This is a genomic window from Phormidesmis priestleyi ULC007, from assembly GCF_001895925.1.
GTDB lineage: Bacteria > Cyanobacteriota > Cyanobacteriia > Leptolyngbyales > Leptolyngbyaceae > Phormidesmis_A > Phormidesmis_A priestleyi_A.
The window spans coordinates 120058-134605 of record NZ_MPPI01000002.1 but is presented as its reverse complement, the minus strand read 5'-3'; the positions used below and the strand labels follow the sequence as shown (position 1 = coordinate 134605).

The window sequence follows — 14548 nt, the reverse complement described above, 5'->3', positions numbered from 1 at the left end:
TTAACCCCCCATTTAGCCTTAATGCAAAAGCCCCATGATTACTAATGACGTTGCTGCAAATCTGCCCTGGGAGTCACCGCCCCTGTCGTTTCTCAGCCCAGAACAGCAGATTCAATTTAAGACTAAAGCCGAAATCCGTCGCTGTAAGCTTGGAGCGTTACTCTGGTCAGAAGAAACGCCCGATGTGCAACTGATTGTTTTAGCGGGCAAGGTGCGTCTGGTCGCCGATGACGGGCGATCGCTGTTGCTAAAGCCCGGTGAGTGGGTGGGCGACCTGCTAGAACTGCCGGGTTGGAAGGCACGAGCCGCCAGCAACGATGTGCAAATTGTGCAGTGGACGGCAAGTAACTGGTCATCGCTGTCTTCAGTGGAGATCGATCGCTTTTGGGCCATTCAGCGCCGCCGCTATCAGCCAGAAAGTGACCACTCTGCTCAGTCGGTGAATGGTTTTCCGTTTGTAGCCGGAATGAATACGGCAGCCGCCTGTCTGACGATGGTGTCTAATCATTTACAAAATCCGGCTCAGATGGATTGGGTGCAGCGTCAGCTTCGCGGGCAGCGCCCCACAAACGTCGTTGATGCAGCAGAGAAATTGGGGCTACAGCTTCGGCGCATTGAAACCAACTGGCAGAGTTTGCGACTGCTCAATTTTCCGGCAATGATGCTGTGGGGTAGAGAGCAGGAGGCAGGCGAGGGACAGGGTGCAGTTTCTTTTCAAGTGGAGCCACATTGGGTCGTGGCGTATGGGGTGCGGGGCGATCGCTTGATCATCGCTGATCCGATCAATCCGACGATGAACTGTGAGGCGATTCACCGATCGACCGTCCAACAGCGCTGGGATGGGCAACTCTGGCAAATCGAGCCGATTCAAAAACAGGAACGGTTTAACTTAAGCTGGTTTCTACCTGCGATTTGGCGATACAAAGGTCTGCTGGGCGAAGTGCTATTCGCGTCATTTACTTTGCAGCTTTTGGGATTAGCTACTCCTTTGATTACTCAGGTAGTCATTGATAAGGTGATGGTGCAGGGCAGCATCCCAACGCTGGATGTAATGGCGATCGCGCTGCTCTCGGTGGCAGTTTTTGAAGCGGTTCTCGGAATTCTGCGTCTATTTATCTTCACCCACACGGCGCGACGACTGGATTTGAGTCTGTCGGCGCAGCTTTTTCGTCACTTGATGCGGTTGCCTCTGTCTTACTTTGAGGCGCGACGAGTGGGCGATACCGTCGCACGAGTGCAGGAATTGGAGACGATTCGCCAGTTTTTAACTGGAACTGCTCTGACAGTGATTCTAGATAGCTTTTTCGCCGTAGTTTATCTAGCGTTAATGTTCTTCTACAGCGTTCCGCTTACCGGGATTGCGTTGTCCGTATTGCCGTTGTATGCAGCGCTGACACTGACCACCACTCCGATTTTGCGGAACTGGCTCAACGAGACGTTTAACCGCAGTGCCGACAGTCAGTCTTTCTTAGTCGAGACGATTACGGGCATTCACTCGGTTAAGGCGCACTCGGCAGAAAAGGCATCGCGCGATCGCTGGGAAGGTTTATTCGCCCGCTATATTCGCACCAGTTTTAAAGCGTCTACAACCTCCAACATCAGCCAAAATCTGGGTGACTTTCTCACCAACCTTTCATATCTGCTGATTTTATGGTTTGGTGCCCACTTGGTGATCGAACAGAAATTAACCGTGGGTCAGTTGGTTGCGTTTCAAATGCTATCGGGAAGGGTCACGGGGCCGTTGCTTCGCCTCGTGCAGCTTTGGCAAAACTTGCAGCAGGTGTTGCTGTCGGTCGATCGCATTGGTGACATTCTCAACGTCGCCCCTGAAGCAGAACCCGGATCAGGTTTGGTGCTGCCGCCGCTCAAAGGTCAAACGACGTTTGATCAAGTCTTTTTCCGCTACAACCCTCAGCAAGAGCCTGTGCTAAAAGGCATCTCGTTCACCTCAGAACCGGGAATGCTGATCGGCGTAGTTGGGCGCAGTGGTTCTGGTAAAAGCACGCTATCTAAGCTGTTGCAGCGACTTTATCAGCCCGAATCAGGTCGGATCTTGATTGATGGCTTTGATATTAAGAGCGCCGATCTGCATTCACTTCGCAGCCAAATGGCGGTCGTGCTGCAAGAAGACTTTCTCTTTAACGGTAGCGTTTTAGAAAATATTAGCTTAGGTCGCCCCGATGTGACCGCAGAGCAGGTGGTCGAAGCGGCGCGGCTAGCCGTCGCCCATGACTTTGTGAGCGAACTTCCGCAAGGCTATGAGACAAGTGTTGGTGAGCGAGGCACTGCCCTATCAGGAGGACAACGGCAGCGAGTGGCTTTAGCCAGATTATTTCTCTCAGATGCCCCGATGCTGGTTTTAGACGAAGCGACGAGTGCTCTAGACAGTGAAACCGAGCAGCAAGTTCTGCAAAACCTGCAAAAACTTGCCGAAAGCAAAACCGTGTTTCTGATCGCTCACCGATTTGCACCGCTCAAACGCGCTGATCTAATTCTGGTAATGGAGAAAGGCGTAATCGCTGAGAAAGGCACTCATGACGAGTTGCTGCGATCGAAAGGACTATATTGGTCGCTCTACCAACGTCAGCAAGCCTCGGTGTAAAAGCTCTACAAAACTCTGAAGGGGCGCAATTACAGCGCCCTTTTTTGGTTTAAATAGTAGGTTCTTGAGAACGCGATCGTTTCGTCAAATCGGCTATCAAAACGTCCTAAATTGCCTATGACAAATGAATGAAAAAGCCAATTAGAAGTCACTCCTTTAGGAAGGAGCAAAAAAGTTAATTCTTCTTATAAGCTTGAACAAATCGCACACTTCGGGGTAAATATCATGGTACAAGAACGTAACCTTGAGCGACCCAAATTTCAAGAGCAAGATATCGATCAGCGTTCACCTCGCCCTAATATTAGTCCTAATGTCACTCGTCCCAAGCCTAGTGAAGGAGTTGGGGGCAGCAACTTAGCAACCGATACGGCGGCTGGGCTAGCCTTGCTGCTCTCGATCGTGGCATTTCTTTTCAGCAGCATTGCAGTGGTTCAAGCTGTGAGAACCCACCGAGATGTTGAGGCAATTCTGCAAGCCGCTAACCGTCCGATCGCTGCTAATTCTGCGTCTCAAAAGAGTATCCGATCGTTTGCCCTTCTAGGCAATTTGCTGCCGATCGCGCAACGCATTGAGCCGGGTCGTTTTGTCCAACCTGTTTATAACGGAGATGGACGGATTGAGCTGCTGTCTGCCGATCGGGTCAACGGAGCCAGTGATTCAAATGTTGTAAATTTGAAACTGCGCGTTCAGCGGCTGCGTGAGAAACTGCGCGGCAGCGATATTGATCTCGCTCAAACCGCTGCCATTAATTCTCGAACCAATATGCGATATCCAGCCCTCAACTTCCGCACGCCTAGTGGCAACGCGCTTTCGCTCTACAGTTTGCGCCCGGGTGAGTCGGTTGATGTGATGGTGATGCTGCGAGTTCCAGCCGGGTTAAACCGGGTTGACTTGCAGATTCCTGAAACGGTTCCCTTTCGAGGCGTGCCGATCGCGACTGTTGCTAGTTCGACTAATGTTCGATAGTGCGATCGAACGCTTCTTGAGAGTGAGAAACTGTCACACTATTTTTTGCAGTCGATCGCGGTTGTTTTACGCATAAGTAGGACTTACGCAAACCTCGGAGGTTTTAACCAAAAATCAAGCATCGGGACCGACAGAGTGGCTTAAACCTCCGAGGTTTTGGTCGAATTTCCAATTATTCCTAATTGATGGATTGGTGAAAATTTGGCATCGTTTCAGCGATCGTCCTTCAACAAAGTGACTGTTAACAACTACGTGCAGGAGAGGGAAGCTAGAAATCTTGTTCCCTCTCCCGCAGGAGAGGTGCCATTGTTTGAGTTTGTCTTTGTCTAATCTTCGGGCAATATCCACTGTGGAGGAGCCGTCATTTTTTTGCGGGCGGCTTCTTCTGCGATCGCGATCATCTGATCGAGCGACGTTTCTTGAATGAACTTGGATGTCTGATCTTTATATTCTAGATTGGGACATTTGTCTCCCAAAACGCAGCCGTTTTTGCAAGCTTCGGCACAGTTGATCTCCATAGTCTCGTCTCCAATTCTCAAAGCTCGGCTAATAGCAGTGTGTTCATTGATTATCTTAAACGCTTGCTAATCGAGGTGAGGGTCTCTAATCTATTAAGAAGGCTTATGAGGCGATCGCATCTCAAAAATTCTAAATGAATGACTTCAAACTATTATTGAGTCTCTGTCTTCTCGCCGTTGCCGTGCCAGTTTTGGCAGCCGATCCAGGGCAATCGATCGAGCAAGTCAATGATGTGGTGAACCGATTGTCAGGGGTGATGGATACTTCTGCTCAAGCCGCCGCAAACTCCAAAGCTCCAAATGTCAGAATGACGACCTGCAAGATCAGCTTGAGCGATGCGTCGCCAGAAGCCAACACGGTTTATCTTTATCAAGAACAAGCGCTTTCAGCAAAGTTAGCCAGCCCCTATCGCCAACGGTTTCTGCAAATCTCTCCCAGCGCCTATAGTCAGACGATTCGATCGCGCTCTTTTCGCCCCGCCAACCCAAAGGCATGGATTGGGTTGTGCAATCAGCCAGAAGCCGCCCGTGTGGTTAAATTGAGTGACCTCGGCAAGCCCGTTTGCAATGTTTTTCTCAAACGATCGGGCAACGATTATGCCGGAAGAACGCCGATCGATGGCTGCCCCGCTAACGTCAGAGGAGCCGTGAGAATCACTAATCAAATCACGCTTCACTCAGTAGGAATGGACACCTGGGATCGCGGCTATGGGGCTGACGGCAAACAAGTTTGGGGCGCAAAAACCGAATCCTATCAGTTTAGAAAGTGATCAGTTGGCTCTTGAGCGCATTCAGCTTCCCAACTTAAACGCATCGATAAATAAGCTGTAGGTCATGCCGATTTTGAGGGTGTTGATCAGTTCTGCGGGCAGCGATCGCCGGACTCGATCGCTGCGACTATAAACTACCCGGCTAATCACCTCGGTCAACACCACTAGAATAGCTGCCGCCACAATGTCCAACTGTGCCATCTGCCCTGCGGTGGTTGAGATCGCGGTGCCTACATAAAAACCAAAGAGCAGACTAATCAACAACAGCGAGGTTCGCCGCCACGGATTTTGAAACAATTGACCGATTTGATCAGTCACAGCTCCTAGCAGACCATTGAGGCGAGTATTTTGCATCAAAAAAGGGGAGGGGTAAAGGTCAAGCGATCGAAAAAATTCTCCCCGATCGGGGCTGGAGATTGCTATTACTAGAGTAGAAGAAGAGGCTGCGGGGTGGATGAACGAAATGAAGACAAGAGGGAACCCTGCGATCAAAATTGCGTTAGCGATGGCTGTCTTGCTAGTCGGTGGATGGCTAGTGTCGAGGCGATTTCAAATCGAAGTCGGAGTCACAGAACCCGACTCAATTCCAATTATCAAGACCGATCCTTCTCAAGCAAGCGAGCAGAAAGCCTTTGAGACAAGACCCTCTGGGCAAACTTCCAGCACTGCTTCACCCATCGATAAGCCTGATCCTGCTATGACCGCCGCCCATCAAGGCACCTTGCGGGTGAGTAATCGATCGAGTCATCCCCTCCGAGTTGCCTTACTCTCTCGTCAACCTAAAACGACCAATACAAAATCGGGCGAGACCGCTCCTGCGGGGTTTGGCTCTCCGGTTCACTGGGATTTTTCACCTAGTGAAGGCAGCGAAAAGGGATTATTGGTGTCTCTGCCCGATCGTACCGTTAGGCTCAAAAAAGGCGATGTTGTGGTTGCCTTTGCTCAAGATGGGTCACAGCGTTATTGGGGCCCTTATATTGTCGGAGAAACCGCCCAACCTATTTGGAATAGTCAGTCAGCAGAGTGGGAATTAGCGTTAGACCCATAGAGCTTCATCACATCCGACACAGGCAATCGTGACTGTGCGCCCAAAGTCAGCGGTGAGCGATGTCCTTTCTCAAAATGTTCTGCTGCCGCGCAGCCAATCATTGCCGCATTGTCGGTGCAAAATTTCATTGGGGGAAACAGCACTCGTAGATTGTGCTGGCTGGCTACATCTTGTAGGTGTTGCCGTAACCCACTATTTGCCGCCACGCCACCGCCGACCACGATCGTGTTCAGTCCATAATCTAAAGCACAGGCGATCGCTCGTCTGGTTAGCGCTTTTGCAACGGTTGCCTGAAAACTGGCGGCGATGTCATTCACAGGTAACGGTTGACCTGATTGCTGAAGCGTTTGGGTTAGTCGCAAAACAGCCGTCTTTAAGCCACTAAAGCTAGAGTCATAGCGATGAAATCCACCTTCTGGCTTTGAAACTTTTCCTTCTGGGAGCGGAAAGGCTTTGGGATTGCCTTCGGTAGCGAGACGATCGAGAATTGGGCCTCCCGGATAGCCTAAATTCAGCAATCGGGCCACTTTATCAAAAGCTTCTCCTGCTGCATCATCGCGAGTTTGTCCCAAAATCTCGTATACACCGCACTCTTTGACGTAAATCAGGCTGGTGTGTCCGCCCGACACCAATAAACAGAGAAAAGGCGGCTCTAAAGTCGGATCAGTCAAATAAGAGGCGTAGATGTGTCCCTCTAAATGATGAACGCCAATCAAAGGTTTTTGGTGAACCAGTGCCAGCGTTTTGGCAGCCGTCAACCCGACCAAGAGCGCACCGACTAATCCCGGCGCACAGGTGGCTGCGATCGCGTCAATGTCTGACCAACCAAGTCCCGATTCTGTGAGCGATTGCGCGATCGCTTGATTGACAATTTCGACGTGCTGACGAGATGCGACCTCCGGCACCACGCCGCCATATTGACGATGAATGGCAATCTGAGATGAGACAATGCTGCTGATCACATGACGATTTTTAACGATCGCCACCGCCGTTTCGTCACAACTTGTTTCAATTGCTAAAACCGTTGCCATTTGCTGGTAATTTTTTGAAGGAATGGGCTATTCAACAGTAGCTTAAACTCTGTCTGAGCATCTCTAATCACCATTAGAACGCTGCACAGGTTAGAGAATTCAGTCCTACAAAAGTCTCGTCTTTTTACATCGCTCACTCTTCTTATTTAAGGGGAAACAATTCTATGCGACAGTTGTTTGCTTTAATTTTGGTCTTTGCCCTTTGGGTTGGGGTTGCTCCGTCTGCCTCGGCTGAATCAGACGTGTCTGGTTTGCTCGTTCCTTGTCGTGATTCTGAGATGTTTGCTCAACGCGCTAAAGATTCTGTCAGCGCAACGGCGGCCGATCGGTTTCAAAAATATGCAGATTCTGGGTTGCTGTGCGGCAAAGATGATGGATTGCCACATCTGATCACAGACGGTCGTCTTAACCATGCAGGCGAGTTTATTATTCCTGGCTTACTGTTCTTATATTTGGCTGGCTGGTTAGGCTGGGCAGGCCGCAACTATCTGCAAACCGTGCATAAGAATGGCACCAATGAATATAAAGAAGTTCAAATCGATGTGCCTGTTGCGATTCAAAGCTTCATTGCTGCCCTGTTTTGGCCTTTGACATTCGTCAAGCAAATACTCACAGGTGAAATCCAAGAGGATGATTCTAAAATTCCTGTTTCGCCCCGTTAGCACTTGAGAGTGAGTAGATTTTGAGTCTCAAATCATTCTTAGCCTCAAAATCTAAAGTTCAAACTAAAGCGTTATATCTCTAGGAGGTTTCAATATGCCATCTGCTCTCTTGAAATATTTTTCTAACGCTGCTGTGTTAGCCGTGTTGTTTACGAGTCTTGTGCTCACCGTGTTTATTTTGATCAACTCGGTTTCACCAGACTTGCTGTCTTTGGGTCTGTAAGAACAGGGCGATCGATCGCGGTAATGGGTCAACCGATTATCCGCGATCGATTCCCGGTTGCCTTAAAATCAGGGAATGATGAACCCAGAGCCAGAAATTCGCCGCTTGTTAGATGTGATGCCAGCCTCTGGGCGCATGGCTACTAAGCTTGTGAGCAAGCCAGAGCAACGGTGGGTGATTGATGCCCCATTTCCGATGCCGTGGATGCGCGATCGCCCCATCTATATCAACTTTGACCTTTGGAGTCGCCTACCCAGAACCCAGCGAGATTTGCTGATCTTACGCACGGTTAGCTGGCTAGGGGCTGTCAAATGGTTTCAGCCCAACCTAAATTTTGGACTCGTCGCAGCAGGCGTAGTAGGAACGGGCATAGAGCTTTTTCAGCAAGATTTTGTGGGCGTTGCGCTAGCGAGTGCCTTGAGCGCGATCGCGGCCACTCAAATTTGGCGCAACAACCACAGCACTAGCCTCGAACTCGATGCAGATGAGCGTGCGCTTCAGGTGGCTCAACGGCGAGGCTATAGCGAAACGGATGCAGCCGGGTATTTGCTATCTGCAATCGAGTCGGTGGCTCAATTTGAGAAACGTCCGCTAAGTTTTATTGAGTTGTTAAGGGGTCAAAGTTTAAGAGCGATCGCGGGGCTTTCTGCGATCGGCATTCCAGAAGAGTTGCGACGAGACTAAAGAAGATTTAATCCTTACTTCGTAAGTTTAATTCGGCCTACTTACAGGAAAGCTAGAATTATCGAGAACTCTGAAGATCATCTAAACAATTAAGTCTTTTGCTACCCAAACTAAATCAGGTTGTGCATAATCTTATTATCAACTGAAGAGTGCTATCAGCCCGCTACATCGATAGGCTGCTCTCCCACACAATCTACCTAGCTTAGAGGTGAATTTTATGAACCTTCCCAAAGTGATTAAAGATGTGATTGGTTACGTCTCTGGAGCCTTAACTCGCATTTTTGGGCTTAATGATGATTCCTACCCTGAAACTGGGGTTCAGCCTTACGAAGGTGAGCTTTCAGACAAAAAGCAGTCTTCAGACTGGTAAAATTCGTCTCTGCACTCCTAACGTTAACTACCCCTTGATCTACTCAGGATCTGGATCAACGTCAGTTAGATAGAAGGGGGTTGCTCCGGTTGTGAATTCGGGAGAGCTACCTAAATCCCCCAATTTTGGGGGACTTCAAGCCAAAAATTCCGGTTCAAAGTCCCCCAAAATGAGGGATTTAGGGGGCAAAAGCCGCTGACAACGAAGCGAAAAAACTCGTCGAACTACGTGGATCAATAACCTGTCAAATTTGTAGGTGTCTTCTGCCTTATCCCTAACCTTTCTAAGGAGAAGAAGGGAGTTAGAGTCTTTAGTTCCCTCTCCCTAGAGTGAGGGCGATCGTACAAAACTACCTTTAAAAGGGCAATGAACCTGACGGAAACGTGTCAGGTTCATTGAAGAAAGATTATAAACAAACGAAGGTTTTATAAGGGGACAGTGACTACAATTCCGTAGGCATGAAACTAGAGCTATTCCTCCTTTTTCAACAACACTACGACTAGACTAGTTGCGAGCTAAAACGTACTTTTCGGGAATTGCAGGCGCTTTGGGCAGGAGACACAGACCCAAAAGCAAAAGATTTAAGAGAGTGAAGATACTGCATCTCTTTGTGTCTATATAAACTTTAGCACCGCTCTCTAGAAGTGGGGTCACTTTTAATAGATAAAGACTGAATTTAATAGAAGTTAACGATCGCTTAAATAACAACACAAAGCAAGCTAGATAATGAATCGATTAAACTGAACCTAATCTGCCCTAACGATTCGCTGCTTTTAATTTAACCAAAACTATTTCTGATGATGATTCGTCGTTTTGCGCTGTCTATAGGAGCTGTCTCTCTCGCTGTAGTGGGCGCGATCGCCACGCCTCACTCACCCACTCAAGCGGTACAACTCTCAGACGGAACTGTATTTTTCATTGCGCCTCCCCGATTTGTGGGAGCCTCCAGCACTAACAATTCTGTCAATGCTTGGTCGGTGACTTACTATTTCACCCTCAACCACTTAGAAAATGCTGGAGAACCCTTGCAGCGGGTGACGATCATGCAAGACGAGGGCACCGACACTGTAAGATTTTCGCCCAAAGAAATTGAGGCGTTTGAGGGCACCCGCCAGCGACTCGGCACAAAATTGCCACTCGGAGAGATCACAACCGATCGTAAATCGCGCACGGTGACGGTTAACTTCAATCCGCCTCTGCCACCTGGAAAGATCGTGACGATCGCGCTGTCTCCCGATCGTAATCCTCTCTACGGCGGCGTTTATTTGTTTGGGGTCACAGCATTTCCTCCCGGTGAGAAAACCCACGGGCAATTTTTAGGATTTGGGCGGCTCAACTTCTATGAAAGTGGACACCCCTTCTTTTTTAGATAAAATGCTGAACTTAGAGTTAACCGCCGTATTGCCAGCCTGTGGTTTCGAGTAGGAGAGGGTTGCCCTCGCGATGCACTCCGGCCGCAATCACTTCACCCACAAAAACGGTGTGGTCGCCTTTGTCTACCCTGCCGACTACCTGACACTCAACATAGCCCAGCGAGTCGGAAATAATGGGGCAACCTGTTTCGCCCAGATAAAACTCGATCTCCTCAAATTTATTGCCAACGCGCCGCTGAGGCTTAAAAAATTTCTGTGCCATGTCTTTTTGCCCATCTTCTAAAAGGCTAAGGGCAAACACGCCACTAGAGTGGATCATGGCATGAGATTTTGAGTCTTGCTTAACGCAGTTGATCACGAGCGGAGGCGTAAAAGACCCCTGCATCACCCAACTCGCCGTAAAGCCATTGACTTCTTCTCCGTCTTTAACCCCACAGACATACAGCCCGTGAGGAATTTTCCGCAACATCGTTTTTTTAGCCTGTTCGTCTAGCATCGGAGCCTATACCTCGTTTGTTCTCTAGGGTTGAGCCTACTCATTTTAGAAGGATGGAACCGAAAAATCATCTCTAATAAAACTTACGCAAACCTCCGAGGTTTAAGCCACTCTGTCGCCTTGGTTAAAACCTCCGAGGTTTTGGAAAATGCGTAAGTCCTGTCTAATGGCAAAGCCGATGGTTCTAGCAATCAGAAGCATCGGCCTTGTGATAATCAGGAATCGAATTCAAATCAGGACGGAGCCAAGCTTAACTACTTTGCTAAGAAGGCTTGGATTTGCTTGACTGCGACTGGAGCAATCCGAGAAATTGCCCAACCCCCGGCGGCTAGGATCGGAAGCAAAACGATCAATATGCGAAAATCAAAATCCATACCAGTGTTCTCTCTTCAAAAACTTTTTAGAATTCTTACTCTCATTTTTATCTTATTTGGGCACGTTTTCAAAGCAGTTTTCTCAGCTTGGCGGATGCTGCACGTCAAAGCCGGGATCAGTGCCCCTTCCAGCGTGGACAAGTGCTAACTTTTCGTAATGTTGAGCGTGTTTGATCAGATCACTGACTTCAGTCTCTGACAAGTCACGCAGGGGTTTAGCCGGAACGCCAACCACTAGCGATCGTGCCGCCACGTCTTTTGTCACCACCGAGCCTGCCCCAATGATGCTGCCTGCCCCAACGCGCACTCCATCCAGCACGATCGCGCCAATTCCAACCAGACAGCCTCGCTCAATATGGGCACTGTGAATCACGGCCCGATGTCCGATCGTCACATAATCCTCAAGAATGGTGGGTTTGCCAGGATCTCCGTGTAGAATTGCCCCATCCTGAATATTCGTGAAAGCTCCAATTAAAATTCGTTCTATATCTGCCCGGACGATCGCGCCATACCAAATGCTGGCTCCTGGTGCCACCTCTACCCAGCCCATAACTGTTGCGTTGGGGGCAATAAATGCTGCTTGAGAGAGATCGGGCGGCGACCAGTAAGAGGGAGAGGCTGATAGGAAAGATTCATCAAAGTGAGTCACAGTTACACCGAATTGCTCTAGAGGGTGGGAAACTTCCCTAGTTATAATAGTTTCACGATGACGCGCCCCCTTACATGAACGCTAGCAATTCATGACCAGCCCAGGCTTTCAATACCCAATTTTTGGTCCAGAGATTCAGTGCCCTCACTGCCGTCAGACGATTCAAGCATTGACTTTGACAGACACTTATCTGTGCCAGCGTCATGGTGCCTTTGAAGCTGATCCCAAAACGAGTGAGCTAATTCACCTGCAATCTGGACGACACTGGCGACTGTGGAAAGACGAGTGGTATCGTCAGCATACTCACCCAGATGGCATTCGGTTTGAGATTCACGAGGCGCTCGATCGGCTTTATACCCAAGGTTATCGAGCCACAAAAGTGATCATCGCCCAGCGCTATCAAGATCTAATCAGCACTTATCTTGAGCGCAGCACTCCTTGGCGGGGTCAGAGCGACTCTCCTAAACCGCGACTCTATGGTTTAACCGTTGAGTTTAGCCCTGATCCTAAAGACGAGCCTTGCTGGGATGTGATTAACTTCGATTTAGAGAAAGAACCCGGAGCGCCCGTTAGGTATCCTTATTTTCGATTGTTTGAGTAAAGAAGGGTCAGACTGAAACCTGGAACCTGCCTTTTATGCATCACGCTTCGATTCGGACTGCTGATATTTTTCGGGCGATCGCTTTTTATGAGCAGCTTGGCTTTACGGTCGAAGAGCGATTTACAACGGGCTACACGCTGGCTTGCTGGATGGCGGGGCTAGGCGGGCGCATTGAGCTGGTGCAAATTCCTGAGCCGCACCCGGCTGCCGATGCGTTTGGGGATGAGCATTATGTAGGTTATTATCATTTGTCGTTTGATTTGACTCAAGCCACCGACAATTTACCTCGCTGGTTAGACGAGTTGAAACAGCGCTTTTCTGATTCGCCCTTAAAGATACTTTTAGAGCCAACTCAGCAGATGATCGGCGATCGCGTCTATGAAGTCACGTTTATCGCTGATGCCGACGGCTTGCCACTCGAATTTATTCGCGAATTGGGGAAAGAATAGCGGGATATGCAAGCCGAACCCTTTCCAGACAATTGGACTTATCTAAAAGTTGAGCTTAACTGGCTAGAACGACTGCTGTTAACCGCAGTAGCGAGGCAGCGCAAAGAAACCAGGGAAATCGATCGCGTTGCCAAAACCGCCGCCGATCGTGCGACTAGCCACTGGTGGAAAGGAATCGTCAGCTTGGAAGGACAGATCGCGCACGATTCTCCGGTAGAGCGGCGAAAATCTAACCCGTCGGAAGCGAAGGGCAATTATCATCAGCAGATTGAGGCGAGAATTCGCTCCAGCCAGCAGCAGGGAATCGAACTCGCTTTGCCTGCTTTGTGCGATCGCTTGAGCCTCAGTCCCTTCGAGAAGAACTTGATCTTGATGGGACTTGCGCCCGAAGTGCATCGCCGCTATGCCCAACTCTATGGATATTTGCAGGGCAAAGAATCTGAGCGCTCTGATCTGCCCAATGTTGATTTAGCGCTGCGGCTGTTTTGTCGAACCGATATCGAGTGGAGAGCCGCTCGATCGAGTCTCACAGCATCGAGTCCGCTAATTCAACATCAACTGATTAAGTTACTTTCACCGACTACACCATTACTGAATCGCTCGATCAAACTCTGTGATCGGCTGGTCGATCTGCTACTAAGTGATTCAGTTCGCACCCCTCAACCTCATCATTCTGAGTCTGCATCTTTCTCAACCTTGGTGCTGCCTGAGAGTTTGCTGACTGACCTTAAGCACCTTTGTCATCAGATTCAGTTTTGTGTTCAAGTGGATGAAGAGTGGGGGTTTCAGAATTTAGACACTGGGCGACTTCCTGGGATTGTGGCATTGATGGTCGGCGCGGTTGGAACGGGCAAACTGAGTGCTGCTAGCGCGATCGCTCAAGCGCTCAACACTCCATTAATGCAGATCGATCTTGCGAAACTAACTCCTTTAGAGCAAGCTGATCTGATGGGTACGATCGTCAGACAAGCCCCAACGGTTCTACTCATCAAGTCGGCTGAGATTGGGTTGAGCAGAACTTCTCCTATGAATCAATTTCACCAATTTTTAGCCGCACGACGATCGAGCCGCAGTCTCACTTTGTTGAGTGTGCGACGGCTTCCCATCATTGGACAGAGGTTGCGGTCGCAGATTCAGCAAACGCTGCAATTTCCAATGCCCGATCGGGCAGCTCGATTAAAGTTATGGCAGCAAGCCTTTCCGCCTCAAGCTCCCTTAAGTGATATCGATTGGAATGAGTTAGCCAAATTTTCTTTAACAGGCGGAGAAATTGGTACGATCGCCCGTTCTGCTGCCTTTTTTGCCGCCGCAGATTCTGCAACTTTAGAAATGAAACATCTCCGCCAAGCACTCGGAAAAAATAAACTTTCCGCTTCAAGGCAACCGTCCCACCCGTCCTAATAGCGGTAGCTCGATCGCTTTGCGTCGCCACAACTGCACCATCATCCACAAATTCACCAAGAAATAGCCTGAAGTTAGGAGGCTACTCGTCAATAGCAGAGGAATTTGCAGCGATTCAGAAGTCGTCGCGCCTGCCCCCAATAAAAAATAGGCGACTAGCCAGCCCAATGCCAGCTTAATCACTAAACGACTTAACGATCGTTCTGGTCGGGTGCCCTTATTTCGATATAACGTCCACAGTGCCGGAAAAAAGCCAAACACAGGCAGCAAATAGAGAAATAGCTTCAGGTGTTGGATGTCCTGATTTTCAAGAGAATCAAGTTCGTTCATG

Annotated in this window: 19 protein-coding genes; 12 read left to right on the top strand and 7 right to left on the bottom strand. The window is 49.2% G+C overall.

Features of this window, described 5'->3' with window-relative positions; translation table 11 throughout:
* Positions 1-34: 34 nt before the first annotated feature.
* Both BRW63_RS03025 and BRW63_RS03020 read left to right on the top strand, forming a co-directional pair.
* Positions 35-2602: a peptidase domain-containing ABC transporter gene (locus BRW63_RS03025; RefSeq protein WP_073069433.1), complete on the top strand. Its 2568-nt coding sequence runs from the start codon at positions 35-37 to the stop codon at positions 2600-2602.
* Between the two features lie 225 nt (positions 2603-2827).
* Complete coding sequence (locus BRW63_RS03020) at positions 2828-3568, top strand: hypothetical protein (RefSeq protein WP_073069432.1); 741 nt, start codon at positions 2828-2830, stop codon at positions 3566-3568.
* Between the two features lie 326 nt (positions 3569-3894).
* Here BRW63_RS03020 and BRW63_RS03015 read toward each other — a convergent pair whose 3' ends face one another.
* Positions 3895-4086 (bottom strand): hypothetical protein, encoded by a 192-nt coding sequence (locus tag BRW63_RS03015; protein WP_073069431.1) that lies wholly within the window; start codon positions 4084-4086, stop codon positions 3895-3897.
* A 134-nt stretch (positions 4087-4220) separates the two neighbouring features.
* Here BRW63_RS03015 and BRW63_RS03010 point away from each other — a divergent pair, with 134 nt between their 5' ends.
* Positions 4221-4856: a chromophore lyase CpcT/CpeT gene (locus tag BRW63_RS03010; protein ID WP_083582648.1), complete on the top strand. Its 636-nt coding sequence runs from the start codon at positions 4221-4223 to the stop codon at positions 4854-4856.
* Between the two features lie 21 nt (positions 4857-4877).
* Here the strand turns inward: BRW63_RS03010 and BRW63_RS03005 are convergent, their stop codons facing one another.
* Complete coding sequence (locus BRW63_RS03005) at positions 4878-5210, bottom strand: DUF565 domain-containing protein (protein WP_073069430.1); 333 nt, start codon at positions 5208-5210, stop codon at positions 4878-4880.
* Positions 5211-5319: 109 nt separating this feature from the next.
* Here BRW63_RS03005 and BRW63_RS03000 point away from each other — a divergent pair, with 109 nt between their 5' ends.
* Entirely contained in the window at positions 5320-5904 is a 585-nt protein-coding gene (locus tag BRW63_RS03000; RefSeq protein WP_073069599.1) for a hypothetical protein, read from the top strand.
* On the opposite strand, the gene tsaD is transcribed toward BRW63_RS03000, so the two are convergent.
* Entirely contained in the window at positions 5868-6935 is a 1068-nt protein-coding gene (tsaD, locus tag BRW63_RS02995; RefSeq protein ID WP_073069429.1) for a tRNA (adenosine(37)-N6)-threonylcarbamoyltransferase complex transferase subunit TsaD, read from the bottom strand. The two genes, BRW63_RS03000 and tsaD, sit on opposite strands and share 37 nt — an antisense overlap.
* A gap of 164 nt (positions 6936-7099) precedes the next feature.
* Between tsaD and BRW63_RS02990 the strand changes: the two genes are divergently transcribed.
* The 5 genes from BRW63_RS02990 (at position 7100) to BRW63_RS02980 (ending at position 10247) form a co-directional block, all read left to right on the top strand.
* The gene (locus tag BRW63_RS02990) at positions 7100-7597 is read left to right on the top strand and encodes a Photosystem I reaction center subunit III (protein WP_073069428.1); all 498 of its coding nucleotides are present in this window, start codon (positions 7100-7102) and stop codon (positions 7595-7597) included.
* 94 nt (positions 7598-7691) lie between these two features.
* A complete protein-coding gene (locus BRW63_RS27490) occupies positions 7692-7820 on the top strand; it encodes a hypothetical protein (protein WP_106253895.1) in 129 nt (42 codons plus the stop codon).
* Positions 7821-7895: 75 nt separating this feature from the next.
* Positions 7896-8504, top strand: a complete 609-nt coding sequence (locus BRW63_RS02985; protein ID WP_219898322.1) for a DUF3318 domain-containing protein — start codon at positions 7896-7898, stop codon at positions 8502-8504.
* 217 nt (positions 8505-8721) lie between these two features.
* Entirely contained in the window at positions 8722-8874 is a 153-nt protein-coding gene (locus tag BRW63_RS28045) for a hypothetical protein (protein ID WP_181314318.1), read from the top strand.
* Between the two features lie 797 nt (positions 8875-9671).
* The gene (locus BRW63_RS02980; protein WP_106253894.1) at positions 9672-10247 is read left to right on the top strand and encodes a DUF2808 domain-containing protein; all 576 of its coding nucleotides are present in this window, start codon (positions 9672-9674) and stop codon (positions 10245-10247) included.
* A gap of 16 nt (positions 10248-10263) precedes the next feature.
* On the opposite strand, the gene BRW63_RS02975 is transcribed toward BRW63_RS02980, so the two are convergent.
* The 3 genes from BRW63_RS02975 to BRW63_RS02965 form a co-directional block, all read right to left on the bottom strand.
* Positions 10264-10743, bottom strand: coding sequence for a flavin reductase family protein (locus BRW63_RS02975; protein WP_073069426.1), 480 nt, complete (start codon positions 10741-10743; stop codon positions 10264-10266).
* Positions 10744-10997: 254 nt separating this feature from the next.
* On the bottom strand, positions 10998-11117 hold the full coding sequence (locus BRW63_RS02970) for a photosystem II protein Y (protein WP_073069425.1): 120 nt from the start codon (positions 11115-11117) through the stop codon (positions 10998-11000).
* Positions 11118-11199: 82 nt separating this feature from the next.
* Positions 11200-11766, bottom strand: coding sequence for a gamma carbonic anhydrase family protein (locus BRW63_RS02965; protein ID WP_073069424.1), 567 nt, complete (start codon positions 11764-11766; stop codon positions 11200-11202).
* A 91-nt stretch (positions 11767-11857) separates the two neighbouring features.
* Between BRW63_RS02965 and BRW63_RS02960 the strand changes: the two genes are divergently transcribed.
* The 3 genes from BRW63_RS02960 to BRW63_RS02950 are packed head-to-tail and all read left to right on the top strand — an operon-like array spanning position 11858 to position 14217.
* Complete coding sequence (locus BRW63_RS02960) at positions 11858-12367, top strand: TIGR02652 family protein (protein ID WP_073069423.1); 510 nt, start codon at positions 11858-11860, stop codon at positions 12365-12367.
* A gap of 35 nt (positions 12368-12402) precedes the next feature.
* Positions 12403-12816, top strand: a complete 414-nt coding sequence (locus tag BRW63_RS02955; RefSeq protein ID WP_073069422.1) for a VOC family protein — start codon at positions 12403-12405, stop codon at positions 12814-12816.
* A gap of 6 nt (positions 12817-12822) precedes the next feature.
* Positions 12823-14217, top strand: a complete 1395-nt coding sequence (locus BRW63_RS02950) for an AAA family ATPase (protein WP_073069421.1) — start codon at positions 12823-12825, stop codon at positions 14215-14217.
* Here the strand turns inward: BRW63_RS02950 and BRW63_RS02945 are convergent.
* Positions 14191-14547, bottom strand: coding sequence for a hypothetical protein (locus BRW63_RS02945; protein WP_073069420.1), 357 nt, complete (start codon positions 14545-14547; stop codon positions 14191-14193). The genes BRW63_RS02950 and BRW63_RS02945 overlap by 27 nt on opposite strands.
* Position 14548: the final 1 nt, after the last annotated feature.